This is a genomic window from Kosakonia sp. H02 (assembly GCA_030704225.1).
In the GTDB taxonomy this organism is placed as follows: Bacteria; Pseudomonadota; Gammaproteobacteria; order Enterobacterales; family Enterobacteriaceae; genus Kosakonia.
This window is the reverse complement of sequence record CP131915.1, coordinates 1007082-1033109: the sequence shown is the minus strand read 5'-3', so window position 1 is coordinate 1033109 and position 26028 is coordinate 1007082. Positions and strand designations below refer to the sequence as shown.

Sequence of the window (26028 nt, the reverse complement as noted above, 5' to 3'; positions counted from 1 at the left end):
GGTGTTATGCCTCTTTTTCTTTCCCTGCGCGTTGTTGCTTCTGCTCTTGCGCTTTGGCTTTCGCCTCTGCTTTGCGGGCGTTAATCATATCGTTACGGATCTGCGCATGGCTGAGCAGGGCGAAGATAAAGGTGCCGCCGCAAATATTTCCGGCCAGGGTGGGCAGGGCAAACGGCCAGATAAACTCGCTCCAGTGCAACGTCCCGTTAAATACCAGGTAAAAAATCTCGACCGCGCCGACCACAATATGCGTGGTATTCGCCAGTGCGATAAGCCAGGTCATTAAAATAATCACCACGATTTTCGCCGCGCCCGCAGACGGGAACATCCACACCATGGTGGCAATAATCCAGCCGGAAATAATGGCGTTGGAGAACATTTCCAGCGGCGTATTCTTCATCACATCCATGCCGATTTTGACAAAGGCATCGCGGGTCTCCTCATCGAATATCGGCATATATTCAAACGCCCATGCCGCAACCGCCGTGCCGACAAGGTTACCCAGCAATACCACGCCCCATAACCGCGCCATTAAGCCGAAATTCACCCAACTCGGTTTTTGCATTACCGGCAATACCGCCGTGACGGTGTTCTCCGTAAACAACTGCTGGCGCGCCATGATGACGATAATAAAGCCGAAGGTGTAACCCAGGTTCTCCAGCAGGAATCCGCCGGGAATGCCCGCAAGCTGGACATGAAAAATACCTTTCGCCAGCAGTGATGCTCCCATTGATAGGCCTGCGGCAATGGCTGACCAGAACAGCGCCATCGCGTCACGTTCCAGCTCTTTTTCTCCGTCCTGGCGAATATGCTCATGGATAGCCATCGCCCGCGAGGGCAGGCGTTCCTCGTCAAGCTCGATTTTTTCCCCGCGTTTCTTCTCTTCGCTCTCCACTTTGATGTCATCGCTGTGCTGGTCGATTTTCTCTTCTTCTATTTTGTCCACGATGGCCTCACTTTTTTATTCACTTGACGTTAAGCGTAGCGGCTTTCTGCCCGTTTCCGTGGCGGCATCATCTGAAAGTATTGGCAAGAGCAAAAATGGCGCTTTGCCGCCAGGAAAGACTGTATAGAATTATTACCCAGCCACGGAATAATTGCGGCTATGCTGAACTGAGGCACACGCGTTACGACATAGACATCATAAGACGTGCTGTTACAATGCGTTGCATGTTTGCTTGCGCAAACCGGCTCCTCCGGGGTGCGTTACGATGGATGGCCTTGTGCAATGGCCATTTTCTTCAGGGAGACACCTATGAAATATCGCCTGTCGGCGCTTGCGCTGGCAACCACTGTGCTGGTCGGCTGCGCCAGTTCTAATGACTCGCAGGGACGTTCGGACCCCTTAGAAGGGTTTAACCGGACCATGTACAACTTCAACTTCAATGTACTGGATCCTTACGTTGTCAGACCGGTGGCCGTTGCATGGCGTGATTATGTGCCGCAACCCGCGCGTAACGGTTTGAGCAATTTCACCAGTAACCTTGAAGAACCGGCGATCATGGCGAACTTCTTCCTCCAGGGCGATCCCTACCAGGGGATGGTGCATTTCACCCGCTTCTTCCTTAATACATTGCTTGGGATGGGCGGCTTGATGGATGTGGCAGGCATGTCGAACCCGAAATTGCAGCGCGTCGAACCGCATCGTTTCGGCAGCACACTGGGTCATTACGGCATGGGATACGGCCCGTATATGCAGTTGCCGTTCTATGGCAGCTTCACCCTGCGTGAAGATGGTGGCGATATGGCGGATACGCTCTATCCGGTGCTTTCGTGGCTGACGTGGCCGCTCTCCGTCGGGAAATGGACGGTCGAAGGCATTGAATCCCGCGCGCAACTGCTCGATTCCGATGGTCTGCTGCGCCAGTCTTCCGATCCGTACATTCTGGTGCGCGAAGCCTACTTCCAGCGTCATGACTTTATCGCCAACGGCGGCAAGCTGAAGCCGCAGGAAAACCCGAACGCCCAGGCGATCGAGGGCGATTTAAAAGATATCGACTCGGAATAGACCCCAAATAAAAAGGTGAGCCAGTAAGCTCACCTTTTTTATCACCACGCGTTTATCAGAATGCGTAGTTAAAGTTCGCGCCGTACAGCCACGCGCGGCCTTCAGATTTGAACGTGTACGGGCCTTCGGTGAATTTCACTTTCTGACCATGCATATAAGAGACGCCCACATCCACCGACGCGTCTTTATTAAATGCGTAAGTCGCACCGGTGCTCAGCCAGAAACGATCCTGGTCCGGAATGGAGATAGAGCGTTTATCCGCCGGAACCGGGCTGTCATCAAAGGCGACACCGCCGCGGAAGGTCCAGTTATCATCCATATAATACGTGGTGCCTAAAGCGATACGGTACGCGTCTTTAAAGCCTTCATCTTTATAGAACAGTTGCTGGCCCTGGTTGCCCGTGGCTTTCAACTGCTGGAACTGGCTCCAGCTGGTGTAAGCCAGGCTGTAGTGGATTGCCCACTGCGGAGCGACACGGTTATAACCGGAAATTTCCCACATTTCTGGCAGGTTCAGCGTCAGCGAGCCATCGGTCGTCGCGCCGTTGGTGCCATACGGTAAGCCCAGCCCCAACGCGGCATTAATCGGGTTCAGCGTTGCTGGCAAGTTGCTCTTATAATCGCCATCAAAGTCGATTTTAACTTCGGAACGGTAGGTCAGGCCCCAACGGTTGTTTTTATCCAGCTCATACAGGATACCGGCGTTCCAGCCGAAGCCCCACTCATCACCTTTCAGGTGTGCGATTTGGGTATCACGCCCGATGCCGCCTGCTTGCGCGCCAATCGCCGCGGCTTGTTGCGCCGTCAACTGACCAGACTGCACCAGTGAAGGCAGGTTAGCGCCGATGATTTGTGGCAGATCGCCGGCATAACGTTCAATCTTCGCGCGCGCATAGACAGCGTCGAAACCAAGGCCGAAGCTCCAGTTGCTATCCAGGCGGTACGCGCCGCTGAGGTTAAGGTTCAGTGTTTCAAGGTCGGTTTTACCGCCCATTGAGCCAGCCGCGTAATTATTGTTGAACTCTGTCGCCAGACCATAGTTCGACGTGACGGATGCGCCCCAACCAAACTGGTCATTGATAGGCGCAACAAAGTGCAGGTTCGGCACCCACGCTGTCGGCGCGATGTTGTCCTGGCTGGCATTATTGCCAATCGCAGAACGACCCGTCACGTTGACATCAGGATCAACGAACACCGCACCACCGGAAAAGGTAGGGCGATCGAACATCGTAATCAGCGCCGGGTTACGGCTCACGTTGCCCGCATCATCCGCAATTGCACCTTCGCCGGAATAAGCACGGCCAAGGCCCGAGGCGGAAAATTCGTTGAGTTGAAAGCCTGCTGACCAGGCCTGGGTGGAGACGATTGCCACTGCGACTGCCAGAGCAGACTTGGTAAACCGGGTTTTCTGGCTCATGACCATAACCTCATTCAAATCGATTTATTTTTATACAAACATTGTTACGCGTTGTAACAGGAGCGCGAAGTGTAGGGTCTGAGGTACGACAGAGAAATCAGACCAGTGGCGAGAGTATAGGTCTGACCAGAAGGAATGTTGCAAGTATGTAATTAAGTTTTTTCAATTGTGATCTTCGAAACGGGATCTGCTTGGCAAAAATGGCGATATTCCGAATTACACGACGAGCCGATTTTTGTTTTAGATCATTTTTGAGCGTGATTTCGGTCACTTATACCGGTGAAGGGAATTAACGACTGGAGACAGCCCTCGGCGCGGCGTAAAATGTGCGCAACGTTTATCTGGCACCCAGGGTGCGAATTTAGAGGAAATCTTTTATGAGTAAATGCAGTGCTAATGAAACCCCGGTTTGCTGCTGTATGGATGTTGGCACCATCATGGACAACACCGACTGCACCGCCTCCTATAGCCGCGTGTTCACTAACCGCGCCGATGCAGAAGAAACATTGGCGGCACTGAGCGCCAAAGCTCGCAGCGTTGAATCCGAACCTTGCCAAATCACCCCGACATTCACTGAAGTGGCGGGCGGCGTCCAACTGGATATCGATTTTGTTTTCGCCTGCGAAGCGGAAACCCTGATTTTCCAGCTCGGTCTGCGTTAATCATCCCCTTCAACGCTCCCCATCAGCGGGAGCGTTTTAGTTAAGTTTCTCTGTGGCTTAGCTCGCATTTTTTCGTCGCTCCCATTGGCTAAATGTAAAAGATTGGTTAAGACTGTTATCAGGTCAGACCACTTTATGCATTACGCTGTTAACAGGGGAGTGTTATGAGTCAGGCATTACCGCTTGTCACCCGCCAGGGCGACCGCATTGCCATTGTCAGTGGGTTACGAACCCCATTTGCCCGCCAGGCCACCGTCTTTCACGGCATTCCGGCGATCGATCTCGGCAAAATGGTGGTGGGAGAGATGCTGGCACGCAGCGAAATTCCTCCTGAGGTGATTGAACAACTGGTCTTCGGCCAGGTGGTGCAGATGCCGGAAGCGCCCAATATCGCCCGCGAAATCGTGCTCGGCACCGGCATGAATGTTCATACGGATGCCTACAGCGTCAGTCGCGCCTGCGCCACCAGCTTCCAGGCGGTTGCAAACGTCACTGAAAGCCTGCTGGCAGGCACTATCCGCGCCGGGATCGCCGGTGGCGCCGACTCCTCCTCCGTTTTACCGATAGGCGTCAGCAAAAAACTGGCGCGTGTGCTGGTGGATGCCAATAAAGCGCGTAGCGTCGGGCAAAAACTCAAACTCTTCTCCCGCCTGCGTCTTCGCGATCTGCTGCCCGTTCCGCCTGCCGTGGCTGAATATTCCACCGGCCTGCGGATGGGCGACACTGCCGAACAGATGGCGAAAACCTACGGTATCAGCCGCGAAGAGCAGGACGCACTGGCGCATCGCTCGCACCAACTCGCCGCTCAGGCCTGGGCGGACGGCAAGCTCGCCCAGGAGGTGATGACCGCTTACGCGCCGCCGTTTCGCGATCCCGTCGAGCAGGACAACAATGTGCGGCATAACTCAAGCCTCGCCGATTACGCCAAACTGCGCCCGGCTTTTGACCGCAAGCACGGCACCGTCACGGCTGCAAACAGCACGCCGCTAACCGATGGGGCAGCAGCGGTTGTCCTGATGACGGAATCGCGCGCCAGAGAGTTAGGCCTGGTGCCGCTGGGTTACCTGCGCAGTTACGCCTTTACCGCCATCGATGTGCGTCAGGATATGCTGCTTGGCCCGGCCTGGGCGACGCCACTGGCGCTGGACAGAGCCGGGCTGACCATGGCGGATCTCACGTTATTCGATATGCATGAAGCCTTCGCATCGCAAACCTTAACCAACCTGAAACTGTTGGCCAGCGAGCGATTCGCCCGTGAGGTGCTGGGCCGTACGCAGGCCACAGGCGAAGTGGATGAGAGCAAATTTAATGTACTCGGGGGGTCTATCGCCTACGGACATCCCTTTGCCGCGACTGGCGCGCGCATGATAACCCAGACGCTGCACGAGCTACGTCGTCGCGGCGGCGGGTTTGGTCTGGTCACTGCCTGCGCGGCGGGTGGATTAGGTGCCGCAATGGTTCTGGAGGCTGAATAATGACGTTGTCCGCATTTACCCTGAGCGTGCGCCCTGATAATGTCGCGGTGGTGACCATTGATGTGCCGAATGAAAAGATGAACACCCTGAAAGCGGAATTTGGCGCGGAAGTGCGCGTTATCTTAAAACAGATCCGTGAAAACAAAGCATTGCGTGGCGTGGTGTTTATCTCGGCGAAGCCGGACAATTTTATTGCCGGGGCAGATATCAATATGATTGCCCGTTGCCAGACCGCCAAAGAGGCGGAAGAACTTGCCCGCCAGGGGCAAAAAATAATGGCTGAAATCCATGCGCTGCCGATCCCGGTGGTGGCCGCGATCCACGGCGCTTGCCTGGGCGGCGGGCTGGAACTGGCGCTCGCCTGCCATCGCCGCATTTGTACCGATGATGGCAAAACCATTCTTGGCCTGCCGGAAGTGCAGTTGGGTTTACTGCCCGGATCGGGCGGAACGCAGCGCTTACCGCGCCTGATTGGTGTCAGCACGGCACTGAATATGATCCTCACCGGCAAACAATTACGCCCGCGCCAGGCGCTGAAAGCGGGGTTGGTGGACGATGTCGTGCCGCAATCCATTCTGCTTGAGACGGCGGCAAAACTGGCGCAGCAAGAGCGCCCGAGCCGACAGTTACCGGTGCGTGAACGCGTGCTTGCCGGGCCGCTTGGCCGTACGCTGCTGTTTCGTATGGTGGCGAAGAAAACCGAACAACACACTCACGGCAATTACCCTGCCGCGCCGCGCATTCTTTCGGTGATTGAAACCGGGCTGGCGCAGGGGCGCAGCAGCGGCCTTGAGGCGGAAGCGCGCGCCTTCGGGCAGCTGGCGATGACGCCGCAATCTCAGGCGCTGCGACATATTTTCTTTGCCAGTACCGACATTAAAAAAGATCCCGGCAGCGCTGTCGCCCCGGGTCCGTTACAAACCGTTGGGGTATTAGGGGGCGGATTGATGGGCGGCGGTATTGCTTTTGTCACCGCCAGCAAAGCAGGGTTGCCGGTTCGCATCAAAGATATTAATGCGAAAGGGATCAACCACGCGCTGAAACACAGTTTGCAAGAGCTGGATAAAAAGGTGCGCCGTCGTTATATGAAACCCGCCGAGCGCGACAGCCAGATGGCGAAGATTTCTGGTTCGCTGGATTACCGGGGTTTTGCCCATCGCGACCTGGTAATTGAAGCGGTGTTCGAAGATCTCGCTTTGAAACAGAAAATGGTTAGCGAAGTGGAAGCGAACTGCGCCCCGCATACCATTTTTGCCTCTAACACGTCGTCATTGCCGATCGGTGATATTGCCGCGAACGCCGCGCGCCCGGAGAAGGTTATCGGATTACATTTTTTCAGCCCGGTCGAGAAGATGCCGCTGGTGGAAGTGATCCCGCACGCCGGAACCGATGAGCAGACCATTGCCACAACGGTAAAACTGGCGAAGAAGCAGGGCAAAACGCCGATTGTGGTTGCGGACAAAGCCGGTTTTTACGTCAACCGCATTCTTGCGCCCTATATCAGCGAGGCGATGCGTTTGCTGAGCGAAGGCGAACCTATCGAAACCATTGATCAGGCGCTGGTGAAATTCGGCTTCCCGGTTGGCCCGATTCAGCTACTGGATGAAGTGGGGATCGACACCGGAACGAAGATTATCCCGGTGCTGGAAGCCGCCTATGGTGAGCGGTTTAGCGCCCCTGCAAGCGTTGTTTCTGCGATTTTGAATGATGATCGCAAAGGCAGAAAAAATGCGCGCGGTTTCTATCTTTACCCCACGAAAGGGCGTAAAAGCAAAAAGCTGCCTGACCCGTCGATTTACCGCTTAATTGGCGTTTCTGAAAGTGGTCAGTTGTCGGCGCAGCAGATAGCGGAACGCTGTGTTTCGTTGATGCTTAACGAGGCGGCTCGCTGTTTTGATGAACAGGTTATTCGCAGCCCGCGTGACGGCGATATCGGTGCGGTATTTGGCATCGGTTTCCCCCCTTTTTTAGGGGGGCCGTTCCACTATATGGATACGCTGGGCGCGGCGGCTATTGTTGCCTCGCTGCAACAACTACACGCGCGATACGGCGCGCATTTTGCGCCGTGCGAGGCGTTAGTACGCATGGCGGAACAGGGGGGAACTTTCTGGCCCACGCCGGAAACTGAGCCTGCAAGTTAAGGTCTAAAAAAGTAATTTTGTTATTCCTCATGGCCTTCGCGGTTATTTCGTAAACAGTGATTGACTATACTTACGCCATTGAGGTAAAAAACAGCGTTTCATTCAACGAATGAATCAGGCAAAATGCCCGGCCATCATTATTTCCCGTTGTTGTGAAATGAGTTCGCAGTGGAAATGGTGATGATTCTGGTTAACAAAAGCGGTGCAATATGCAAGTTTTTATCATGCGTCACGGCGACGCTGCCCTCGATGCAGCCAGTGACTCGGTTCGTCCGCTAACCCCTTGTGGCTGCGATGAATCCCGTCAAATGGCAACATGGTTGAAAGGCCAAAAAGTGGATATCGAACGTGTTCTGGTCAGCCCTTTTTTACGCGCTGAACAGACGCTGGATAAGGTAGGGGAGTGCATGAACCTGCCTGACAACGTGGATGTCCTGCCGGAACTGATGCCCTGTGGCGATGTCGGCCTCGTCAGCGCTTATCTCCAGGCGCTGGCGAATGAAGGAACCTCCTCCGTGCTGGTGATTTCCCACCTGCCGCTGGTCGGTTACCTGGTGTCCGAGCTCTGCCCGGGTGAAACACCGCCGATGTTTACCACCTCCGCCATCGCCAGCGTGACGCTGAACGAAGACGGCAACGGGGTGTTTAACTGGCAAATGAGTCCCTGCAACCTGAAGATGCCAAAAGCTATCTGATTCCCGGACCATGAAATAAAAGAGCCGCGCTATGCGGCTCTTATCGTTTCTGCCCTCAGGGTAATTCCGGCGGCTGCCACTCTTCTACTTCTATCAACACCAGAATCGCCGCATCTCCACCGTACTCTTTCGGCGCCTGGTGAAATGCCATTACATGCGGATGTTGCGCCAGCCACAGCGGCGTTTGTTGCTTCAGAATATGTTTCCCGTGGCCGTGCATCACGCAGGCGCAAAACACATGTTCGCGACGACAGGCGGCAATCAATGCGCCCAGCTCCTGCTTGGCCTGCATCTGGGTTAAACCATGCAGATCAAGAAACAATTCCGGGGAATAATCGCCACGGCGGATTTTTTTGAGCTCGAAATGGCTGACATCGTCGCGCACATATTTTACCGGGCCGTCGGTATTCAACAGCGGCTGGAACTCATCGGAAAAGTAGTGGCTGTTGTCCGCTTGCTCCTGCATCAGGCGCTTAACCGGCACTTCAGAGACTTTTTTTCGCACCGGGCGATGCACCACGGTGTCCTGCTTAATCTGGCGTGTGCCGGTCATCAGTTGCCGGAACAGCGCCTGCTCCTCCTCGCTAAGCGATGGTTTCTTTTTCATCTGCGCATCCCATTTTAACTTTGCGCCAGTGTACCCGACTCCTGGCGGCTGCGGGGCAGCAAAATGCATTTTTACGCCGCCCAGGAGCGTGTGGATGCTGATTTATCCCCGTCTTCATGGCAAACTAGCCGCCGAATTTATTGCGAGCATGGCCTGGGGGATACTATGGATAAAATTTTTGTCGACGAAGCAGTGAACGAGCTGCACACCATTCAGGACATGTTGCGCTGGTCGGTCAGCCGATTTAGCGCCGCCAACATCTGGTACGGTCACGGCACCGATAACCCCTGGGATGAAGCCGTGCAACTGGTGTTGCCAACCCTCTATTTACCGCTGGATATCCCGGAGGATATGCGCACCGCGCGCCTCACCTCCAGCGAACGTCACCGCATCGTTGAGCGCGTGATCCGCCGCGTTAACGAGCGCATTCCGGTGGCCTATCTCACCAATAAAGCCTGGTTCTGCGGCCACGAATTTTATGTCGATGAGCGCGTGCTGGTGCCGCGTTCGCCGATTGGCGAGCTTATCAATAATCATTTTGCCGGGCTGGTTGACCATCAGCCGCAGCACATCCTTGATATGTGTACCGGCAGCGGTTGCATCGCCATTGCCTGCGCTTATGCCTTCCCGGACGCGGAAGTTGACGCCGTGGATATCTCCGCTGACGCGCTGGCGGTAACCGAACACAATATTGACGAGCACGGTCTTATCCATCACGTTACGCCGATCCGTTCCGATCTGTTCCGCGACCTGCCAAAAGTGCAGTACGACCTGATTGTCACCAACCCGCCGTATGTCGACGAAGAGGATATGGCGGATTTGCCCTCCGAATATCGTCACGAACCGGAACTGGGGCTGGCCTCCGGTAGCGATGGTCTGAAATTGACGCGCCGCATTCTGGCCTGCGCGCCGGAGTACCTCGCTGATAACGGCATCCTGATTTGTGAAGTCGGTAACAGCATGGTACATCTGATTGACCAATACCCGGATGTGCCGTTCACCTGGCTGGAGTTCGATAACGGCGGGGATGGCGTCTTTATGCTGACCAAAGCGCAATTGATTGCGGCACAAGAATATTTCAGCATTTACAAAGACTAAAACGACGCTCAACAACACAACAACGACAACGGAGCCGTGATGGCAGGAAACACTATTGGACAACTCTTTCGCGTCACCACTTTCGGCGAATCGCACGGCGTGGCGCTTGGCTGTATCGTCGATGGCGTGCCGCCGGGCATTCCGCTGAGCGAAGCGGATTTACAGCACGATCTGGACCGCCGCCGTCCGGGCACCTCGCGCTACACCACCCAGCGCCGCGAGCCGGATCAGGTAAAAATCCTCTCCGGCGTGTTTGATGGCGTGACCACCGGCACCAGCATCGGCCTGCTGATTGAAAATACCGACCAGCGCTCGCAGGACTACGGCGCTATCAAAGATCTGTTCCGTCCGGGACATGCGGATTACACCTACGAACAAAAATATGGCGTGCGCGATTATCGCGGCGGCGGACGTTCTTCCGCCCGTGAAACGGCGATGCGCGTCGCGGCAGGGGCGATTGCCAAAAAATATCTGGCGCAGAAATTTGGCATCGTGATTCGCGGCTGCCTGAGCCAGATGGGTGATATTCCGCTGGAGATTAAAGACTGGGCGCAGGTTGAGCAGAATCCGTTCTTCTGCCCCGATCCCGACAAAATTGAGGCGCTGGACGAACTGATGCGCGGCCTGAAAAAAGAGGGCGACTCCATCGGCGCGAAAGTCACGGTGGTGGCCGACCATGTTCCGGCAGGCCTTGGTGAGCCAGTGTTCGACCGTCTTGATGCTGACATTGCCCACGCGCTGATGAGCATTAATGCCGTGAAAGGCGTGGAGATCGGCGATGGTTTTGAGGTGGTAAAACTGCGCGGCAGTGAAAACCGTGACGAAATCACCCGCGACGGTTTTCAAAGCAACCACGCGGGCGGCATTCTTGGCGGTATCAGTAGCGGCCAGCAGATTGTTGCCAATATCGCGCTGAAACCGACCTCCAGCATTACCGTGCCGGGCAAAACGATCACCCGCTTTGGCGACGAAGTCGAGATGATCACCAAAGGCCGTCACGATCCCTGTGTGGGCATTCGCGCCGTGCCCATTGCCGAAGCGATGCTGGCGATTGTGCTGATGGATCATTTCCTGCGTCAGCGCGCGCAAAATGCTGATGTAACAACCACTATTCCACGTTGGTAAACCATGAAGAAAACGGCACTCGCGCTGCTTGCGCTGCTGCTGAGCGCCGCCGCAACGGCGGCGACACCGTGGCAAAAACTGACTCATCCCGTTCCCGGTAGCCCGCAATCTATCGGCGCGTTTGCCAATGGCTGCATCGTTGGCGCCCATGAACTGCCGTTGCAGTCGGAACACTATCAGGTGATGCGTAGCGATCAGCGCCGTTATTTCGGCCACCCGGATCTGGTGCTGTTTATTCAGCGCCTGAGCACCCAGGTGCATAATCTGGGGCTTGGCACCGTGCTGATTGGCGATATGGGGATGCCTGCGGGTGGGCGTTTTAATGGCGGTCACGCCAGCCATCAATCCGGTCTTGATGTCGATATCTTCCTGCAATTACCGAAAGCGCGCTGGAGCGCGGCGCAACTGCTGAAACCGCAGGCGCTGGATCTGGTCTCGCGCGACGGTAAACATGTGGTGCCATCACTGTGGAAGCCGGAAATCAGCAGCCTGATCAAACTGGCCGCGCAGGATAACGATGTGACGCGCATTTTCGTCAACCCGGCGATTAAACAGCAGCTCTGTCTGGATGCCGGGACCGATCGCGACTGGTTGCGCAAAGTGCGCCCGTGGTTCCAGCATCGCGCCCATATGCACGTCCGCCTGCGTTGCCCGGTCGACAGCCTGGAGTGCCAGGATCAACCCCTGCCGCCGCCAGGCGATGGTTGCGGCGCGGAATTACAAAGTTGGTTTGAACCGGCGAAACCCGGCAGCACAACTCCTGAGAAAAAGACGCCGCCGCCGTTGCCGCCGTCCTGTCAGGCTTTACTGGATGAACACGCACTCTAATGGAACTCTTTCAACACTGGTTTATGGTGTCGCCGCTGCTGCTGGTGGCACTTTTTTTCGTCTCCCTGCTGGCCGGTTTTATTGACGCGCTGGCAGGCGGCGGCGGGCTGCTGACCGTTCCCGCGCTGATGGCGGCAGGAATGTCTCCGGCGCAGGCGCTGGCGACGAACAAATTGCAGGCCTGCGGCGGTTCACTCTCGTCATCGCTCTATTTTATTCGTCGCAAAGTGGTGAGTATTGGCGATCAGAAACTCAATATTCTGATGACCTTTATCGGTTCCACCACCGGTGCGCTGCTGGTGCAATATGTGCAGTCGGATGTACTGCGTCAGATCCTGCCGATTCTGGTTATCTGCATTGGTCTTTACTTCCTGCTGATGCCGAGGCTCGGCGAAGAGGATCGCCAGCGCCGGTTGTACGGTTTCCCCTTTGCGCTGGTGGCGGGCGGCTGCGTCGGGTTTTATGACGGCTTTTTTGGCCCCGGAGCTGGGTCATTTTATGCGCTGGCGTTTGTCACCCTCTGCGGTTACAACCTGGCGAAATCCACCGCCCATGCCAAAGTACTGAACGCCACCTCCAACATTGGCGGGCTGCTACTGTTTATTATTGGCGGCAAAGTGGTTTGGGGTACTGGTTTCGTGATGCTCGCCGGGCAGTTTCTCGGCGCGCGAATGGGATCGCGGCTGGTACTCAGCAAAGGGCAAAAGCTCATTCGCCCGATGATAGTCATTGTCTCGGCGGTGATGAGCGCAAAACTTCTTTATGACAGTCACGGCCAGGAGATCCTCCAGTTTCTGGGGGTGAATGTATGACGCATCACTACCAACAATTAATTGATATTTTCGACGGCTGCTTTGCCGGTGATTTTAATACCCGTCTGATTAAAGGCGACGACGAACCGATCTATCTTCCTGCTGACACAGACGTGCCTTATAACCGCATTGTCTTCGCTCATGGTTTTTATGCCAGCGCGTTACACGAGATTTCGCACTGGTGTATTGCCGGTGCCGAGCGGCGCAAGCAGGTGGATTTTGGCTACTGGTACTGCCCCGACGGCCGCGATGCGGCAACGCAGGGGCAGTTTGAAGATGTCGAAGTGAAGCCGCAGGCGTTTGACTGGTTATTTTGCGTGGCGGCGGGTTTCCCGTTTAACGTCAGTTGCGACAACCTGGAAGGGGATGTCGAGCCGGATCGCATTGTCTTTCAGCGCCGCGTTCACGCGCAGGTGATGACGTATCTGGAGCAGGGCATTCCGCCGCGTCCGGCGCGGTTTATCAAAGCATTACAGGATTATTACCAGACGCCGCCTTTAGCGGCAGCACAGTTTCCGTGGCCGGAAGATTTGTAAGGCCATGTATGCAAAAGAGGAAGAGAGATGATCGCGGAGTTTGAATCACGCATTCTGGCGTTAATTGACAATATGGTGGAGCACGCCAGTGATGATGAACTGTTTGCTGGCGGTTATCTGCGCGGGCACCTGACGCTGGCGGTGGCTGACCTGGAGAGCGGCGATGACCATTCACCGGAAACCCTGTATGGGAAAGTGACCACCAGCGTGGAAACCGCGATTCAGGCGGGTGAACTGTCGCCGCGCGATCAGGCGCTGGTGCTCAGCATGTGGGAAAATTTATACCAGCAGGCGAAAGCGCATTAAGTCGTCATATCATTGCCGGATTAGCGCCAGTGAACTGCGCTATCCGGCAACCAGGCCACCCTTCATTTCACCGCTTTACCCTTCAGTAACTTCCTGACCCACAACCGGTTCGGGTTCAGTGCCGCCAGCGTTTCACCGTCCAGCGGCAGTGGCTCATCGCTCATTTGCGACGCCAGAATTTCCGCCGCCAGCGGGGCGCTGCATAAGCCGCGCGAGCCGAGTGCGCCCAGCATAAATAAGCCGCCATACACCGGGGCGCTGACCGCGGTTTCCGGGTTATCGATCAGGTGTGCGTAGGCGGTTAACGTGGCGTCGTAATCCGCAACGTTACCGACCATCGGCAGGTGATCGCGCGTCGCGCAACGTACGCCAGCGCGCGCCTCGCCCGCGCTGACATCCACCGTTTTCGCCCATTCAGCCTGCGGGAAGCAGTCGATTAGCCGCTGGCGGTTTTGCTGCTGATCCGCTTCACTATAAGCTGCCTCCTGCTGCCCGCGATGGTAGCTGGCGCCAATACAGTGCTGCTGATTGCGCGAGCTTTGCGGTGTCAGGTAACCGTCATAACAGAGCACCTGGCGCAGGCTGGCGAGCGCGGTGGTGGTGGGAATATGGCTGACCTGGCCTGCAACCGGGTAAACCGGCAGTTTCTCCGTTTGCGAAAATTGTTGAATACGATGCCCGTTTGCCAGCACGACAGCGGCGTGTGGCTGTTTTTCACCGTGCGCGAAGTGTAACAGCCACCCATCGCCCTCGCGGCTCAATCGCTGTACATCGTGGCGATAATGCACCTGCAAACCCAGCTCGCAGGCAAGTGCGATTGCGCCCGCGGTCAACTGCGCCGGGCATAACCAGCCGCCGAGCGGATAGGTAATACCGCCGCAATCCGTTTCAACACCGCTATGTGCAAAAATGGCGTCTGCATCCACGCTGTGAGCCAGTGCGGCGGGCAGATCCAGCGTCAGCATCTGATCAATCTTGTGCTGGCTTTTTTCATCCCAGCCGAGTTGCGTCACCCCGCACCACTGCTTGTCAAACGCCACCGGCAACGCATCGTACAGACGGCGGGCAAAGGTAAAGGCGGCAGAGAAGAAGCGGGCGAGCGCCGGATCGTGCGCACTCAGTAGCGGGTAGAGCGCTCCCTGGCGATTGCCGGATGCGCCTTCGGCTGGCGCAGCATCGGCACAGTAAAGCGTCACTTGCCAGCCGCGACGCAACAGAGCAAGCGACAGTAGCGCGCTTGCGACGCCGCCGCCAATCAACGCCACTTCCCGCTTTGCCGTGCCGCTGCGGGCAAACCACGGCGCGCGGGGCGCAGGGGCGAGCGGGTTTTCCATGACGCCGGTGAGCATTTCGCGTTTGCGGCCAAAGCCTTTGCTTTTCTGCATAGTAAAGCCAGCGTCCTGCAAGCCGCGGCGCACAAAACCGGCGGAGGTAAATGTCGCCAGCGTACCGCCTGGACGAGTAAGCCGCGCCATTGCCTGAAAGAGATGTGGTGTCCACATATCCGGGTTTTTGGACGGCGCAAAGCCGTCAAGAAACCAGGCATCAATGCGCTGGTTTAAGGAATCATCCAGTGTATCGGTAAGCTGATTAATATCCCCGAACCATAAATCGAGCGTCACGCGCCCCTCGTCGAGCAACAGGCGATGGCAACCGGCGAAAGCCAGCGGCCACTGCACCTGGAGTTGCTCAGCCCAGGGAGTCAGTTCCGGCCAGTGGGCGTGCGCTTTTCGCAGATCGTCCTGGGTGAGGGGAAATTTTTCAAAACTGATGAAATGTAATCTTTCCAGGATAGCGTCGGGATGGGCTACGCGAAATGCGGCGAATGCTTGCCACAGCGTGAGGAAGTTCAGGCCAGTACCAAAACCGCTTTCAGCCACAATAAAAAGGTTTCGGGAATGTTCCGGAAATCGCTCTTCGAGATGGTTGCCGCCGAGAAAAACGTAACGTGTTTCTTCGAGCCCGTTATCATTAGAGAAGTAGACGTCGTCAAAATCTCGGGAAACAGGTGTACCCTCAGCGTTGAATTCGAGGTTGGCGGTTTGTATAGCGGTGTGTTTCACGTAAGTTACTCGTCCATCAGGCAGTGTGTCGATCTTAACGGGGGTCAAAGAAAGGCGCAAATTTACCTGTGAAATGTCTGATCGGACTTGTTCGGCGTACAAGTGTACGCTATCTTGCGACACGAAACTTAATTAGTGCGACTTAGGGGTATTGAATGAAACGTGCAGTGATTACTGGCCTGGGCATCGTTTCCAGCATTGGTAATAACCAGCAGGAAGTCCTGGCATCTCTGCGTGAAGGACGCTCAGGGATCACATTCTCTCAGGAATTCAAAGATTCCGGCATGCGCAGCCACGTGTGGGGTAACGTTAAACTGGACACCACGGGTTTGATCGACCGTAAAGTGGTTCGTTTCATGAACGATGCCTCTATCTATGCCTATCTCTCCATGCAGCAAGCAATTGAAGATGCTGGCCTGAAAGACGAGGTTTATCAGAACAATCCGCGCGTGGGCCTGATTGCAGGGTCTGGCGGTTCGTCTAAATCTCAGGTTTTCGGCGCTGACGCAATGCGCAGCCCGCGTGGTCTGAAAGCTGTCGGTCCTTATGTAGTAACCAAAGCGATGGCGTCTGCGGTATCCGCTTGCCTCGCCACTCCGTTTAAAATCCACGGCGTTAACTACTCGATCAGTTCTGCATGCGCGACATCTGCACACTGCATAGGTAACGCGGTAGAACAAATTCAATTGGGCAAACAGGACATCGTTTTTGCTGGCGGCGGCGAAGAGCTGTGCTGGGAAATGGCCTGTGAGTTCGACGCCATGGGCGCGCTGTCCACCAAATACAACGAAACGCCAGACAAAGCCTCCCGTACGTATGACACAAGCCGTGACGGTTTTGTTATCGCAGGCGGCGGCGGTATGGTCGTGGTTGAAGAGCTGGAACACGCACTGGCGCGCGGCGCGCACATCTATGCAGAAATTGTTGGCTACGGCGCAACCTCCGATGGTGCCGACATGGTTGCACCGTCAGGTGAAGGCGCGGTGCGCTGCATGAAGATGGCAATGGCCGACCTGGATACGCCGGTTGACTACCTGAACTCCCACGGGACTTCTACGCCGGTAGGCGACGTGAAAGAATTGGGTGCGATCCGTGAAGTGTTTGGCAACAATACGCCGGCTATCTCTGCGACCAAAGCCATGACCGGTCACTCCCTCGGTGCGGCTGGTGTGCAGGAAGCGATCTACTCCCTGCTGATGCTGGAACACGGCTTTATCGCGCCGAGCATCAACATCGAAGAGCTGGACGAGCAGGCGGCGGGCATGAATATTGTGACCAAACCGACCGAGCAGACGCTGTCTACAGTAATGTCTAACAGCTTCGGTTTTGGCGGCACTAACGCCACGCTGGTTATGCGCAAATTGAAGTAACCGCGACAACGTGTCAGAAGGGAGCCTCAGGCTCCCTTTTTTATGCGTTGACAATTTGCTGCGGCGACAGGCAAACTCCGGCTTCAACATTATCAGCACGATAATGCGTAAGCGTTCAACGTTAACCAACGCACCTTAATCCTGAAACTCAGGTGGAGGGGGCGTGGTGAATTCAAATCCCGCCTTACTCTGCGTTATGGAGTAATGCATGTCCGTAGAATCACACTCTTCAGCAAATCTCTCGCTATTTCGCATCGCTTTCGCGGTGTTTCTGGCGTATATGACCGTTGGGCTACCGTTACCGGTGATCCCGCTGTTTGTACATCACGAACTGGGCTATGGCAACGCCATGGTCGGTATCGCCGTCGGTGTTCAGTTCCTTGCCACAGTCTTAACGCGCGGCTATGCCGGGCGGCTGGCAGATCAATTTGGCGCGAAACGTTCCGCGTTGCAGGGCATGTTTGCCTGTGCGCTGGCTGGCGTCGCCTGGCTGCTGGCAGCAACGCTGCCGGTGGAGCCGTGGGCGAAGTTCGCTCTGCTGATTGTTGGGCGCTTGATCCTTGGTTTTGGCGAAAGCCTGATGCTTACCGGCACGCTCACCTGGGGCATGGGACTGGTTGGCCCGGCGCGTTCCGGCAAAGTCATGTCGTGGAATGGTATGGCTATCTACGGCGCGCTGGCTGTCGGTGCGCCGCTGGGGTTACTCATCCATAGCCATTTGGGTTTTGCCGCGCTGGCAATAGTGACCATGGTGTTACCGCTGATCGCCTGGGCGTTTAACGGCAGCGTCCGTAACGTTCCGGCCCATGCCGGAGAGCGCCCGTCGCTGTGGAGCGTCATCGGGCTTGTCTGGCAACCGGGCTTAGGGCTGGCATTACAGGGCGTCGGGTTTGCGGTGATCGGCACCTTTGTCTCGCTCTATTTCGCAAGCCAGGGCTGGTCAATGGCCGGTTTTACTCTGACGGCGTTTGGCGGCGCATTCGTGCTGATGCGCATTTTATTCGGCTGGATGCCGGACCGCTTTGGTGGCGTGCGGGTGGCGATTGTCTCCCTGATGATTGAAACCGTCGGCCTGGTGCTGCTGTGGCAGGCCAATGGCGCGTGGATCGCACTGCTTGGCGCGGCATTAACCGGCAGCGGCTGTTCGCTTATCTTCCCGGCGCTCGGTGTCGAAGTGGTGAAACGCGTGCCGCCACAGGTGCGCGGTACGGCACTTGGCGGTTACGCCGCATTTCAGGATATCGCCTATGCCGCCAGCGGCCCGTTAACGGGTTTACTGGCGACCTCGCTGGGTTACCCTTCGGTGTTCCTTGCCGGGGCCATTTCCGCGCTAACCGGCATTCTGGTAACGCTTATCGCCTTTCGCCCGCGTAAATAATTACTGCGGGAACTCTCTTTGCAACCGGTTTCACAAAACGCGACCGCGGTGATGTCATGTCACGGCGGTCGCGTTTATGCTTTTCGCACTGATGAGCGAAAGGAGAGAGATATGTCCGGATTTAAAGCGGATTTTCTGTGGGGCGGGGCGGTTGCTGCGCATCAACTGGAAGGCGGCTGGCAGGAAGGCGGCAAAGGTGTGAGCGTGGCAGATGTGATGACCGCCGGGGCGCATGGTGTACCGCGTGAAATCACCGATGGCGTGCTGCCGGGTAAAAATTACCCCAACCACGATGCCATCGACTTTTACCACCGCTACAAAGACGACATCAAACTGTTTGCCGAACTCGGTTTTAAATGTTTCCGTACCTCAATTGCCTGGACGCGTATTTTCCCGAAAGGCGACGAGCTGGAGCCTAACGAAGCCGGGCTACAGTTTTACGATGATCTGTTTGATGAGTGCCTGAAATACAATATCGAACCGGTTATCACGCTTTCCCATTTCGAAATGCCTTATCACCTCGTCACCGAATATGGCGGCTGGCGTAACCGTAAATTGATTGATTTCTTTGTGCGTTTTGCTAATGCCGTTTTCACCCGCTATCGCGGCAAGGTGAAATACTGGATGACCTTCAACGAAATCAATAACCAGGCCAACTATCACGAAGATTTCGCGCCGTTTACTAACTCCGGGGTGAAATATCAGCTGGGTGAAGACCGGGAAGTGATCATGTACCAGGCCGCTCATTACGAACTGGTGGCGAGCGCGCTGGCGGTAGAAGCCGGGCATAAGATCAACCCGGATTTTAAAATTGGCTGCATGATAGCCATGTGCCCAATCTACCCGCTGACCTGCGATCCGAACGATATGATGATGTCGGTCGTGGCCATGCATCGCCGCTACTGGTTTACCGATGTGCATGTACGCGGTTATTACCCGCAGCATCTGCTCAATTATTTCGCTCGTCGGCAGTTCAAACTCGATATTACCGACGAAGATTTGCAGATCCTGACGCGCGGCTGTGTCGACTATATTGGCTTCAGCTATTACATGTCGTTTGTCACGAAGGCAACGGAAGATAACCCGCAACTGGATTATGACGAAACCAAAAGCCTGGTGAAAAATCCGTATGTAAAAGCGTCGGACTGGGGCTGGCAAATCGACCCGGTTGGTCTGCGCTACTCTCTGAACTATTTCTACGATCACTACCAGTTGCCACTGTTTGTCGTGGAAAACGGCTTTGGTGCCATCGACCAGCCGGAAAGTGACGGCGTGGTCAACGATCAGTACCGCATTGAATATATGCAAAACCACATCCGCGAAATGAAAAAAGCGGTGGTGGAAGACGGCGTCGATTTGATGGGCTATACGCCGTGGGGCTGTATTGATCTGGTCTCCGCAGGCACGGGCGAGATGAAAAAACGCTACGGTTTAATCTATGTCGATAAAGACAATGAAGGGAACGGAACGCTGGCGCGTAGCCGCAAGAAATCGTTCTGGTGGTATCAGGATGTGATTAAACAAAACGGCGACAACATCAAATAAGACGGTAATCCGTAGTCCTGATAAGCGCAGCGCCATCAGGACTACGGGCTCACAAAAAATCTAATTCACCAGCCAAAAAAGAAACATCACCACCAGCAGGGCAATAAAGAACAGCCCCGGCCGCATAGAGACGGCCTTCATGCTATCGACAATCGGTGCAAAGAAGGGGCTGTAAATCGGCTGAATATCGCGGACTTCAATCATGCCCGACGCGCGCTCGGTGCGGCGTAAAAAGACCTGGTTGAGGATATCCTGCACCTGGGCGGTGGTCAGCACCGTCTGCGGCGTCGCTTGCCAGGTTTGCTGAGCATAATCACTGATCCCGCGCCACTCCGCGCTATCCAGGGGCTGTTTCAGCGCCGCCTGCACCGTTTGCAATGTCGGTGCGGTGTGCGTACTCAACGTCTGGCGCGCCTGAAGCCAGGTCATCAGCGGCGTAAAATGCTTCGCCGGGATCAGCTCGCCGGTTTTCACCCCGGAAAGCTCCATCATCGATTGCCAGATAAGCTTGCTGGATTCACCCGTCGCTGCGGCCAGTTTTGTCACCACCTGGTTCAGGGAATTATGCTCCGCCGGCAGCAGCGGGCGTTCGGTTGCCGGGCGCTGTTGTGGCTGTGGGATTGTAATCTGGTTGTTCTGCAACATCGTCAGCACGGTTTTCAACTGCTGCGGCGTAAGTTGGCTTAGCGCCGTCTGGCCGAACTGCTGGCGAATAAAATCGCTCACTGCCTGGCGGTTATTTCCCTGGCCTAACAGTTCTGTCAGTTGGGTCATCGCCTGGCGGGAAGTGTGGTTTTGTGTCGCCGTTTCCATGCGCTGATTGAGATTTTGCTCAGCCGCCGGAAAATGGCGGGAGAGCAGCGGCGCATCGTTCTTCAACCCTAAATCATGTTTCACACCCGCCCACACTTCAGCACTCTGCTGCTGGGTCAGGGCAATCAAACGGATAACAAGCCGCTCCAGCACCGTACGTTGCTGGGTAGATAATGGCTGCTCACCGACAGGGTTAGCGGCTTGTGTTGGCTCTTGCCCGGGAGGGCGCGCGGGCGCACCCTGAATGGGTTGGATCATGGGTTTCCTCTTACTCTCGCATGGCGGTCATCGGCATTGCGGGTATGCCTGGCGGCGAGATTATGGCACACTTGCGCGCTCAACTCCCGTTCTCAAACAGGTACTGTAGCGTGAAAATCCTTGTTGATGAAAATATGCCTTACGCCCGCGATCTTTTTAGCCGTCTGGGCGACGTTAAGGCGGTTCCCGGACGCCCGATTCCGGTGGCGGAACTGGCCGATGCGGACGCGCTAATGGTGCGCTCTGTTACGAAGGTCAATAACGATTTATTACAAGGTACGGGTATCAAATTTGTCGGCACCGCGACAGCGGGCACCGACCATGTGGATGAGGCATTTCTCAAACAGGCGGGGATCGCTTTCTCGGCAGCACCTGGCTGTAACGCCATTGCGGTGGTGGAATATGTCTTCTCCTCGCTGCTGATGCTGGCAGAGCGCGACGGCTTTATCTTGCAGGATCGTACGGTTGGTATCGTCGGCGTCGGTAACGTTGGCGGTCGTTTACAGGCGCGTCTTGAAGCGCTGGGCATCCGCACATTGCTGTGCGATCCACCGCGTGCCGATCGCGGTGAGGCAGGTGATTTCCGCTCGCTGGACGAACTGGTGCGCGAAGCGGATGTGCTGACGTTCCATACGCCGCTGTTTAAAGACGGGCCGTATAAAACCCTGCATCTCGCCGATGACGCGCTGCTCTCCCGCCTGAAACCGGGCACCATTTTAATCAACGCCTGTCGCGGGCCGGTGGTCGATAACGCTGCGCTGTTGCAGCACTTACAGGCGGGGCAGGATCTGAGCGTGGTGCTTGATGTCTGGGAGCCGGAGCCGGACCTCAACGTTGAGCTGCTCAAGCGCGTGGATATTGGAACCGCGCATATCGCTGGTTACACGCTGGAAGGTAAAGCGCGCGGCACTACTCAGGTGTTTGAAGCCTATAGCGAATTTATTGGCAAGCGTCAGCAAGTTGCGCTCGATACGTTACTGCCCGCGCCGGAGTTTGGCCGCATTACCCTGCACGGCCCGCTTACGCAGGCAACGCTAAAAAGGCTGGTGCATTTGGTGTATGATGTGCGCCGCGACGATGCTCTGCTGCGAAAGGCGGCGGGCACACCGGGCGAGTTCGATAAATTGCGTAAACATTATCTTGAGCGTCGCGAATGGTCATCGCTCTTTATTCAGTGCGATGACGCGAGCGCCTCGGCGTTACTGCAAAAACTGGGCTTCAACGCCGTACACAACCCGGTACGTTAATGTCACCTTAATGCTCCCTGTCACCGACAGGGACGCTTTTTTGCTGGAGTAAACCACCATGTCTGAAGGCTGGAATATTGCCGTTCTCGGTGCCACTGGCGCTGTCGGAGAAGCCTTGCTCGAAACGCTGGCTGAACGCCAGTTCCCGGTTGGCGAACTGTATGCGCTGGCGAGAAGCGAAAGCGCGGGCGAAAACCTGCGTTTTGCCGGTAAAACCGTGCGCGTCGAAGATGCCGCAGAGTTCGACTGGACGCAGGCGCAACTGGCGTTTTTTGTCGCCGGTGCACAGGCCTCGGCAACCTATATTGAAGAAGCGACCAACGCCGGTTGCCTGGTTATCGATACCAGCGGTCTGTTTGCGCTGGAGCCGGATGTGCCGCTGGTGATGCCGGACGTCAATCCATTCGTGCTGGCGGATTACCGCAACCGTAACCTTATTGCCGTACCGGACAGTCAGACCAGCCAACTGTTGGCGGCGCTGAAACCGCTGATCGACGAAGGCGGCCTGTCGCGCATAACCGTCACCAGCATGCTCTCGGTTTCCCGCAGTGGTAAACAGGCGGTCGATGCGCTGGCAGGGCAGAGCGCCAAATTGCTCAACGGCGTTCCGATTGATGAAGATGACTTCTTCGGTCGCCAGTTGGCCTTCAATATGCTGCCGTTGCTGCCGGACAGCGAAGGCAGCGTGCGCGAAGAGCGCGTGATTATCGACCAGATGCGCAAAATCTTGCAGGACGACGGCTTAATGATCTCTGCTAACTGCGTACAGTCGCCGGTGTTTTACGGCCATGCGCAGATGGTGAGTTTTGAAGCGCTGCGCCCGCTGGCGGCAGAAGAAGCTCGCGATGCCTTTGCCCGTTTTGACGATATCGCGCTGTCTGAAGCGAATGAGTTCCCAACCCAGGTGGGCGATGCTTCCGGCCAGGCGCATCTTTCCGTCGGCTGCATACGCAATGATTACGGTATGCCGGAGCAAGTGCAGTTCTGGTCCGTTGCCGACAACGTCCGCTTTGGCGGCGCGCTGATGGCGGTGAAAACCGCTGAAAAATTGGTGCAGGAGTATCTGTACTGATGCAGGACGAAGCAAAAGCGCCGGTCTACAAAATCGCGCTTGGTATTGAGTATGACGGCAGCAAGTACTACGGCTGGCAACGTCAGCAGGAAGTGCGCAGCGTGCAGGAGAAGCTGGAACAAGCCCTCTCGCAGGTGGCCAATGAACCGATTGCAGTGTTCTGCGCCGGGCGCACCGACGCAGGTGTGCACGCCACCGGGCAAGTGGTGCATTTTGAAACCACTGCGCTGCGCAAAGACGCGGCCTGGACGCTGGGTGTAAATGCGAATTTGCCTAAAGACATTGCGGTGCGTTGGGTGAAAACTGTCGCCGATGATTTTCATGCCCGCTTTAGCGCAACGGCCCGCCGTTACCGCTACGTCATCTACAATCATCGCTTACGCCCGGCTGTGCTCGGCCACGGCGTTACGCACTATCATCAACCGCTTGATGCAGAGCGGATGCACCGCGCGGCGCAGTGTCTGATTGGCGAAAACGACTTTACCTCGTTTCGCGCGGTACAGTGTCAGTCGCGTACGCCCTGGCGCAACCTGATGCACATCAACGTCAGTCGCTATGGCGCTTATATTGTGGTCGATATCAAAGCCAATGCCTTTGTACATCATATGGTCAGGAATATTGTCGGCAGCCTGATGGAAGTGGGTGCCCACAACCAGCCGGAGAGCTGGATAGCAGAGTTGCTGGCGGCTAAGGACAGAACGCTGGCGGCAGCAACGGCGAAAGCGGAAGGGCTTTATCTGGTGTCGGTGGATTATCCATCACGTTTCGAGCTTCCCGCTGCGCCAATGGGCCCGCTGTTCCTGGCGGACTAGTCGCAATTTAAAAAGGCATACGTACATGGACTTAATACGCTTCCTCATTGATTTCATTTTGCATATTGACGTTCACCTGGCGGAGCTGGTGGCGCAATACGGCGTCTGGGTGTACGCGATCCTGTTTATCATCCTGTTTTGCGAAACCGGGCTTGTGGTCACTCCGTTTCTGCCGGGTGATTCACTGTTGTTTGTCGCCGGCGCGCTGGCATCGCTGGGCACCAACGATCTCAACGTGCATATGATGGTTGTGTTGATGCTGATAGCTGCCATCGCGGGCGATGCGGTGAATTACACTATTGGGCGGCTATTCGGCGAGCGGCTTTTCAGCAACCCCCATTCAAAGATTTTCCGCCGCAGCTATCTCGATAAAACCCATCAGTTTTATGAGAAACATGGCGGTAAAACCATCATCCTGGCGCGTTTTGTGCCGATCGTGCGCACTTTCGCGCCTTTTGTCGCCGGGATGGGGCATATGTCTTATCGCCATTTTGCGCTGTTCAATGTGGCTGGCGCGCTGCTTTGGGTGTTACTGTTCACCTACGCCGGGTATTTCTTTGGCACCATCCCGATGATCCAGGAGAATCTTAAGCTGCTGATTGTCGGAATTATCGTAGTGTCTATACTTCCCGGAGTGTTTGAGATTATCCGCCACCGCCGCGCAGCATCAAGGCAGGCAAAATAAGAACTCATCGGCGGTTCGACCAGTTTTTTATCCCAAGTTGCGAACCGTTATGTTTTAATGTGCCCCATTTATGGGCTACCAGGTTCATGTAGAAAGGTCATCAATGAGCTGGATTGAAAGAATTAAGAGCAATATCACCCCCACCCGTAAGGCGAGCATTCCTGAAGGCGTGTGGACAAAATGCGATAGCTGCGGCCAGGTGCTGTACCGTGCCGAACTGGAGCGTAACCTTGAAGTCTGCCCGAAATGTGACCACCACATGCGGATGTCAGCGCGTAATCGCCTGCATAGCCTGCTGGATGAAGGTTCACTGGTGGAACTGGGAAGCGAGCTTGAGCCGAAAGATGTGCTGAAGTTCCGTGATTCTAAAAAATACAAAGACCGTCTGGCGACAGCCCAGAAAGAGACCGGCGAGAAAGACGCGCTGGTAGTGATGAAAGGCACGCTACACGGCATGCCGGTTGTCGCAGCGGCCTTTGAGTTCGCCTTTATGGGCGGCTCAATGGGTTCCGTTGTTGGCGCGCGCTTTGTGCGTGCGGTTGAGCAGGCGCTGGAAGATAACTGCCCGCTGATCTGCTTCTCTGCCTCCGGCGGTGCGCGTATGCAGGAAGCGCTGATGTCGCTGATGCAGATGGCGAAGACCTCCGCTGCCCTGGCGAAAATGCAGGAGCGCGGTCTGCCGTACATTTCAGTTCTGACCGATCCGACTATGGGCGGCGTTTCCGCCAGTTTCGCCATGCTGGGTGATTTGAACATCGCCGAGCCGAAAGCGCTGATTGGTTTTGCTGGCCCGCGTGTAATTGAGCAGACTGTGCGTGAAAAACTGCCGGCTGGCTTCCAGCGCAGTGAGTTCCTGATTGAAAAGGGTGCTATTGATATGATCATCCGCCGCCCGGAACTGCGTCTCAAACTGGCGCGTATCCTGGCGAAGCTGATGAATCTGCCCGCGCCGGATCCGGACGATACGCATATTGGTACGGTGGTTCCAGCAGAGCCAAATCAGGAAGGCGAAGCCTGATAATACACTTCATTCTTCCAGTTGCAGGTGCGTTGGCTTTCCTCGCTCACCCCGGTC

General features: G+C 55.9%; 24 protein-coding genes. 19 read left to right on the top strand and 5 right to left on the bottom strand.

Annotated elements, in window-relative coordinates; genetic code table 11:
* Positions 1-4: 4 nt before the first annotated feature.
* Positions 5-937, bottom strand: a complete 933-nt coding sequence (locus Q5705_04915; GenBank protein ID WLI78972.1) for a formate/nitrite transporter family protein — start codon at positions 935-937, stop codon at positions 5-7.
* Positions 938-1255: 318 nt separating this feature from the next.
* On the opposite strand from Q5705_04915, the gene mlaA reads away from it, so the two are divergent.
* On the top strand, positions 1256-2008 hold the full coding sequence (mlaA, locus tag Q5705_04910) for a phospholipid-binding lipoprotein MlaA (GenBank protein ID WLI77903.1): 753 nt from the start codon (positions 1256-1258) through the stop codon (positions 2006-2008).
* Positions 2009-2063: 55 nt separating this feature from the next.
* Here mlaA and fadL read toward each other — a convergent pair whose 3' ends face one another.
* Positions 2064-3425 (bottom strand): long-chain fatty acid transporter FadL, encoded by a 1362-nt coding sequence (gene fadL / locus Q5705_04905; GenBank protein WLI77902.1) that lies wholly within the window; start codon positions 3423-3425, stop codon positions 2064-2066.
* Between the two features lie 377 nt (positions 3426-3802).
* Here fadL and Q5705_04900 point away from each other — a divergent pair, with 377 nt between their 5' ends.
* The 4 genes from Q5705_04900 (at position 3803) to sixA (ending at position 8398) form a co-directional block, all read left to right on the top strand.
* Positions 3803-4087, top strand: a complete 285-nt coding sequence (locus tag Q5705_04900; GenBank protein ID WLI77901.1) for a YfcZ/YiiS family protein — start codon at positions 3803-3805, stop codon at positions 4085-4087.
* A gap of 164 nt (positions 4088-4251) precedes the next feature.
* Complete coding sequence (gene fadI / locus Q5705_04895) at positions 4252-5562, top strand: acetyl-CoA C-acyltransferase FadI (GenBank protein ID WLI77900.1); 1311 nt, start codon at positions 4252-4254, stop codon at positions 5560-5562.
* Positions 5559-7703, top strand: coding sequence for a fatty acid oxidation complex subunit alpha FadJ (fadJ, locus tag Q5705_04890; protein ID WLI78971.1), 2145 nt, complete (start codon positions 5559-5561; stop codon positions 7701-7703). The genes fadI and fadJ overlap by 4 nt, the downstream gene beginning before the upstream one ends.
* A 209-nt stretch (positions 7704-7912) precedes the next feature.
* The gene (sixA, locus tag Q5705_04885) at positions 7913-8398 is read left to right on the top strand and encodes a phosphohistidine phosphatase SixA (GenBank protein ID WLI77899.1); all 486 of its coding nucleotides are present in this window, start codon (positions 7913-7915) and stop codon (positions 8396-8398) included.
* A gap of 55 nt (positions 8399-8453) precedes the next feature.
* Here the strand turns inward: sixA and smrB are convergent, their stop codons facing one another.
* Positions 8454-9005: an endonuclease SmrB gene (gene smrB / locus Q5705_04880; protein ID WLI77898.1), complete on the bottom strand. Its 552-nt coding sequence runs from the start codon at positions 9003-9005 to the stop codon at positions 8454-8456.
* A 165-nt stretch (positions 9006-9170) separates the two neighbouring features.
* On the opposite strand from smrB, the gene prmB reads away from it, so the two are divergent.
* From prmB to Q5705_04850, 6 genes are read left to right on the top strand one after another with little or no spacing between them, the layout of a single operon-like run.
* Positions 9171-10103, top strand: a complete 933-nt coding sequence (prmB, locus tag Q5705_04875; GenBank protein ID WLI77897.1) for a 50S ribosomal protein L3 N(5)-glutamine methyltransferase — start codon at positions 9171-9173, stop codon at positions 10101-10103.
* Positions 10104-10142: 39 nt separating this feature from the next.
* A complete protein-coding gene (gene aroC / locus Q5705_04870) occupies positions 10143-11228 on the top strand; it encodes a chorismate synthase (GenBank protein ID WLI77896.1) in 1086 nt (361 codons plus the stop codon).
* 3 nt (positions 11229-11231) lie between these two features.
* The gene (gene mepA, locus Q5705_04865) at positions 11232-12056 is read left to right on the top strand and encodes a penicillin-insensitive murein endopeptidase (GenBank protein WLI77895.1); all 825 of its coding nucleotides are present in this window, start codon (positions 11232-11234) and stop codon (positions 12054-12056) included.
* Positions 12056-12868: a sulfite exporter TauE/SafE family protein gene (locus Q5705_04860; protein WLI77894.1), complete on the top strand. Its 813-nt coding sequence runs from the start codon at positions 12056-12058 to the stop codon at positions 12866-12868. The genes mepA and Q5705_04860 overlap by 1 nt, the downstream gene beginning before the upstream one ends.
* Positions 12865-13404 carry an elongation factor P hydroxylase gene (locus Q5705_04855; protein WLI77893.1) on the top strand — a complete coding sequence of 180 codons (540 nt, stop codon included), beginning with the start codon at positions 12865-12867 and terminating at the stop codon, positions 13402-13404. Before Q5705_04860 ends, Q5705_04855 begins: the two co-directional genes overlap by 4 nt.
* Positions 13405-13431: 27 nt before the next feature.
* Positions 13432-13710, top strand: a complete 279-nt coding sequence (locus tag Q5705_04850) for a YfcL family protein (protein ID WLI77892.1) — start codon at positions 13432-13434, stop codon at positions 13708-13710.
* Positions 13711-13772: 62 nt separating this feature from the next.
* Here the strand turns inward: Q5705_04850 and mnmC are convergent, their stop codons facing one another.
* A complete protein-coding gene (gene mnmC, locus Q5705_04845; GenBank protein WLI77891.1) occupies positions 13773-15773 on the bottom strand; it encodes a bifunctional tRNA (5-methylaminomethyl-2-thiouridine)(34)-methyltransferase MnmD/FAD-dependent 5-carboxymethylaminomethyl-2-thiouridine(34) oxidoreductase MnmC in 2001 nt (666 codons plus the stop codon).
* Between the two features lie 155 nt (positions 15774-15928).
* Here mnmC and fabB point away from each other — a divergent pair, with 155 nt between their 5' ends.
* The 3 genes from fabB to Q5705_04830 all read left to right on the top strand — a co-directional run bounded on the left by fabB (position 15929) and on the right by Q5705_04830 (position 20066).
* Entirely contained in the window at positions 15929-17143 is a 1215-nt protein-coding gene (fabB, locus tag Q5705_04840; protein ID WLI77890.1) for a beta-ketoacyl-ACP synthase I, read from the top strand.
* Between the two features lie 208 nt (positions 17144-17351).
* A complete protein-coding gene (locus Q5705_04835) occupies positions 17352-18521 on the top strand; it encodes an MFS transporter (GenBank protein WLI77889.1) in 1170 nt (389 codons plus the stop codon).
* 111 nt (positions 18522-18632) lie between these two features.
* The gene (locus Q5705_04830; protein ID WLI77888.1) at positions 18633-20066 is read left to right on the top strand and encodes a 6-phospho-beta-glucosidase; all 1434 of its coding nucleotides are present in this window, start codon (positions 18633-18635) and stop codon (positions 20064-20066) included.
* A 60-nt stretch (positions 20067-20126) separates the two neighbouring features.
* On the opposite strand, the gene flk is transcribed toward Q5705_04830, so the two are convergent.
* Positions 20127-21134, bottom strand: a complete 1008-nt coding sequence (gene flk / locus Q5705_04825; protein ID WLI78970.1) for a flagella biosynthesis regulator Flk — start codon at positions 21132-21134, stop codon at positions 20127-20129.
* A gap of 113 nt (positions 21135-21247) precedes the next feature.
* Between flk and pdxB the strand changes: the two genes are divergently transcribed.
* The 5 genes from pdxB to accD all read left to right on the top strand — a co-directional run bounded on the left by pdxB (position 21248) and on the right by accD (position 25971).
* Entirely contained in the window at positions 21248-22384 is a 1137-nt protein-coding gene (gene pdxB / locus Q5705_04820; GenBank protein WLI77887.1) for a 4-phosphoerythronate dehydrogenase PdxB, read from the top strand.
* Between the two features lie 58 nt (positions 22385-22442).
* Positions 22443-23456, top strand: coding sequence for an aspartate-semialdehyde dehydrogenase (locus tag Q5705_04815; protein ID WLI77886.1), 1014 nt, complete (start codon positions 22443-22445; stop codon positions 23454-23456).
* Positions 23456-24268, top strand: a complete 813-nt coding sequence (gene truA / locus Q5705_04810) for a tRNA pseudouridine(38-40) synthase TruA (protein ID WLI77885.1) — start codon at positions 23456-23458, stop codon at positions 24266-24268. Before Q5705_04815 ends, truA begins: the two co-directional genes overlap by 1 nt.
* 25 nt (positions 24269-24293) lie before the next feature.
* Positions 24294-24953 carry a DedA family protein gene (locus tag Q5705_04805; GenBank protein ID WLI77884.1) on the top strand — a complete coding sequence of 220 codons (660 nt, stop codon included), beginning with the start codon at positions 24294-24296 and terminating at the stop codon, positions 24951-24953.
* A 103-nt stretch (positions 24954-25056) separates the two neighbouring features.
* Positions 25057-25971, top strand: a complete 915-nt coding sequence (gene accD / locus Q5705_04800; protein ID WLI77883.1) for an acetyl-CoA carboxylase, carboxyltransferase subunit beta — start codon at positions 25057-25059, stop codon at positions 25969-25971.
* Positions 25972-26028: the final 57 nt, after the last annotated feature.

Bases quoted from the DNA above. Each gene is read 5' to 3' on its own strand.
- smrB (WLI77898.1), bottom strand. From the start codon at position 9,005: ATGAAAAAGAAACCATCGCTTAGCGAGGAGGAGCAGGCGCTGTTCCGG.
- Q5705_04855 (WLI77893.1), top strand. From the start codon at position 12,865: ATGACGCATCACTACCAACAATTAATTGATATTTTCGACGGCTGCTTT.
- sixA (WLI77899.1), top strand. From the start codon at position 7,913: ATGCAAGTTTTTATCATGCGTCACGGCGACGCTGCCCTCGATGCAGCC.
- accD (WLI77883.1), top strand. From the start codon at position 25,057: ATGAGCTGGATTGAAAGAATTAAGAGCAATATCACCCCCACCCGTAAG.
- Q5705_04850 (WLI77892.1), top strand. From the start codon at position 13,432: ATGATCGCGGAGTTTGAATCACGCATTCTGGCGTTAATTGACAATATG.
- Q5705_04900 (WLI77901.1), top strand. From the start codon at position 3,803: ATGAGTAAATGCAGTGCTAATGAAACCCCGGTTTGCTGCTGTATGGAT.
- prmB (WLI77897.1), top strand. From the start codon at position 9,171: ATGGATAAAATTTTTGTCGACGAAGCAGTGAACGAGCTGCACACCATT.
- fabB (WLI77890.1), top strand. From the start codon at position 15,929: ATGAAACGTGCAGTGATTACTGGCCTGGGCATCGTTTCCAGCATTGGT.
- Q5705_04835 (WLI77889.1), top strand. From the start codon at position 17,352: ATGTCCGTAGAATCACACTCTTCAGCAAATCTCTCGCTATTTCGCATC.
- aroC (WLI77896.1), top strand. From the start codon at position 10,143: ATGGCAGGAAACACTATTGGACAACTCTTTCGCGTCACCACTTTCGGC.
- truA (WLI77885.1), top strand. From the start codon at position 23,456: ATGCAGGACGAAGCAAAAGCGCCGGTCTACAAAATCGCGCTTGGTATT.
- Q5705_04860 (WLI77894.1), top strand. From the start codon at position 12,056: ATGGAACTCTTTCAACACTGGTTTATGGTGTCGCCGCTGCTGCTGGTG.
- Q5705_04805 (WLI77884.1), top strand. From the start codon at position 24,294: ATGGACTTAATACGCTTCCTCATTGATTTCATTTTGCATATTGACGTT.
- Q5705_04815 (WLI77886.1), top strand. From the start codon at position 22,443: ATGTCTGAAGGCTGGAATATTGCCGTTCTCGGTGCCACTGGCGCTGTC.
- fadL (WLI77902.1), bottom strand. From the start codon at position 3,425: ATGAGCCAGAAAACCCGGTTTACCAAGTCTGCTCTGGCAGTCGCAGTG.
- mlaA (WLI77903.1), top strand. From the start codon at position 1,256: ATGAAATATCGCCTGTCGGCGCTTGCGCTGGCAACCACTGTGCTGGTC.
- fadI (WLI77900.1), top strand. From the start codon at position 4,252: ATGAGTCAGGCATTACCGCTTGTCACCCGCCAGGGCGACCGCATTGCC.
- Q5705_04830 (WLI77888.1), top strand. From the start codon at position 18,633: ATGTCCGGATTTAAAGCGGATTTTCTGTGGGGCGGGGCGGTTGCTGCG.
- mepA (WLI77895.1), top strand. From the start codon at position 11,232: ATGAAGAAAACGGCACTCGCGCTGCTTGCGCTGCTGCTGAGCGCCGCC.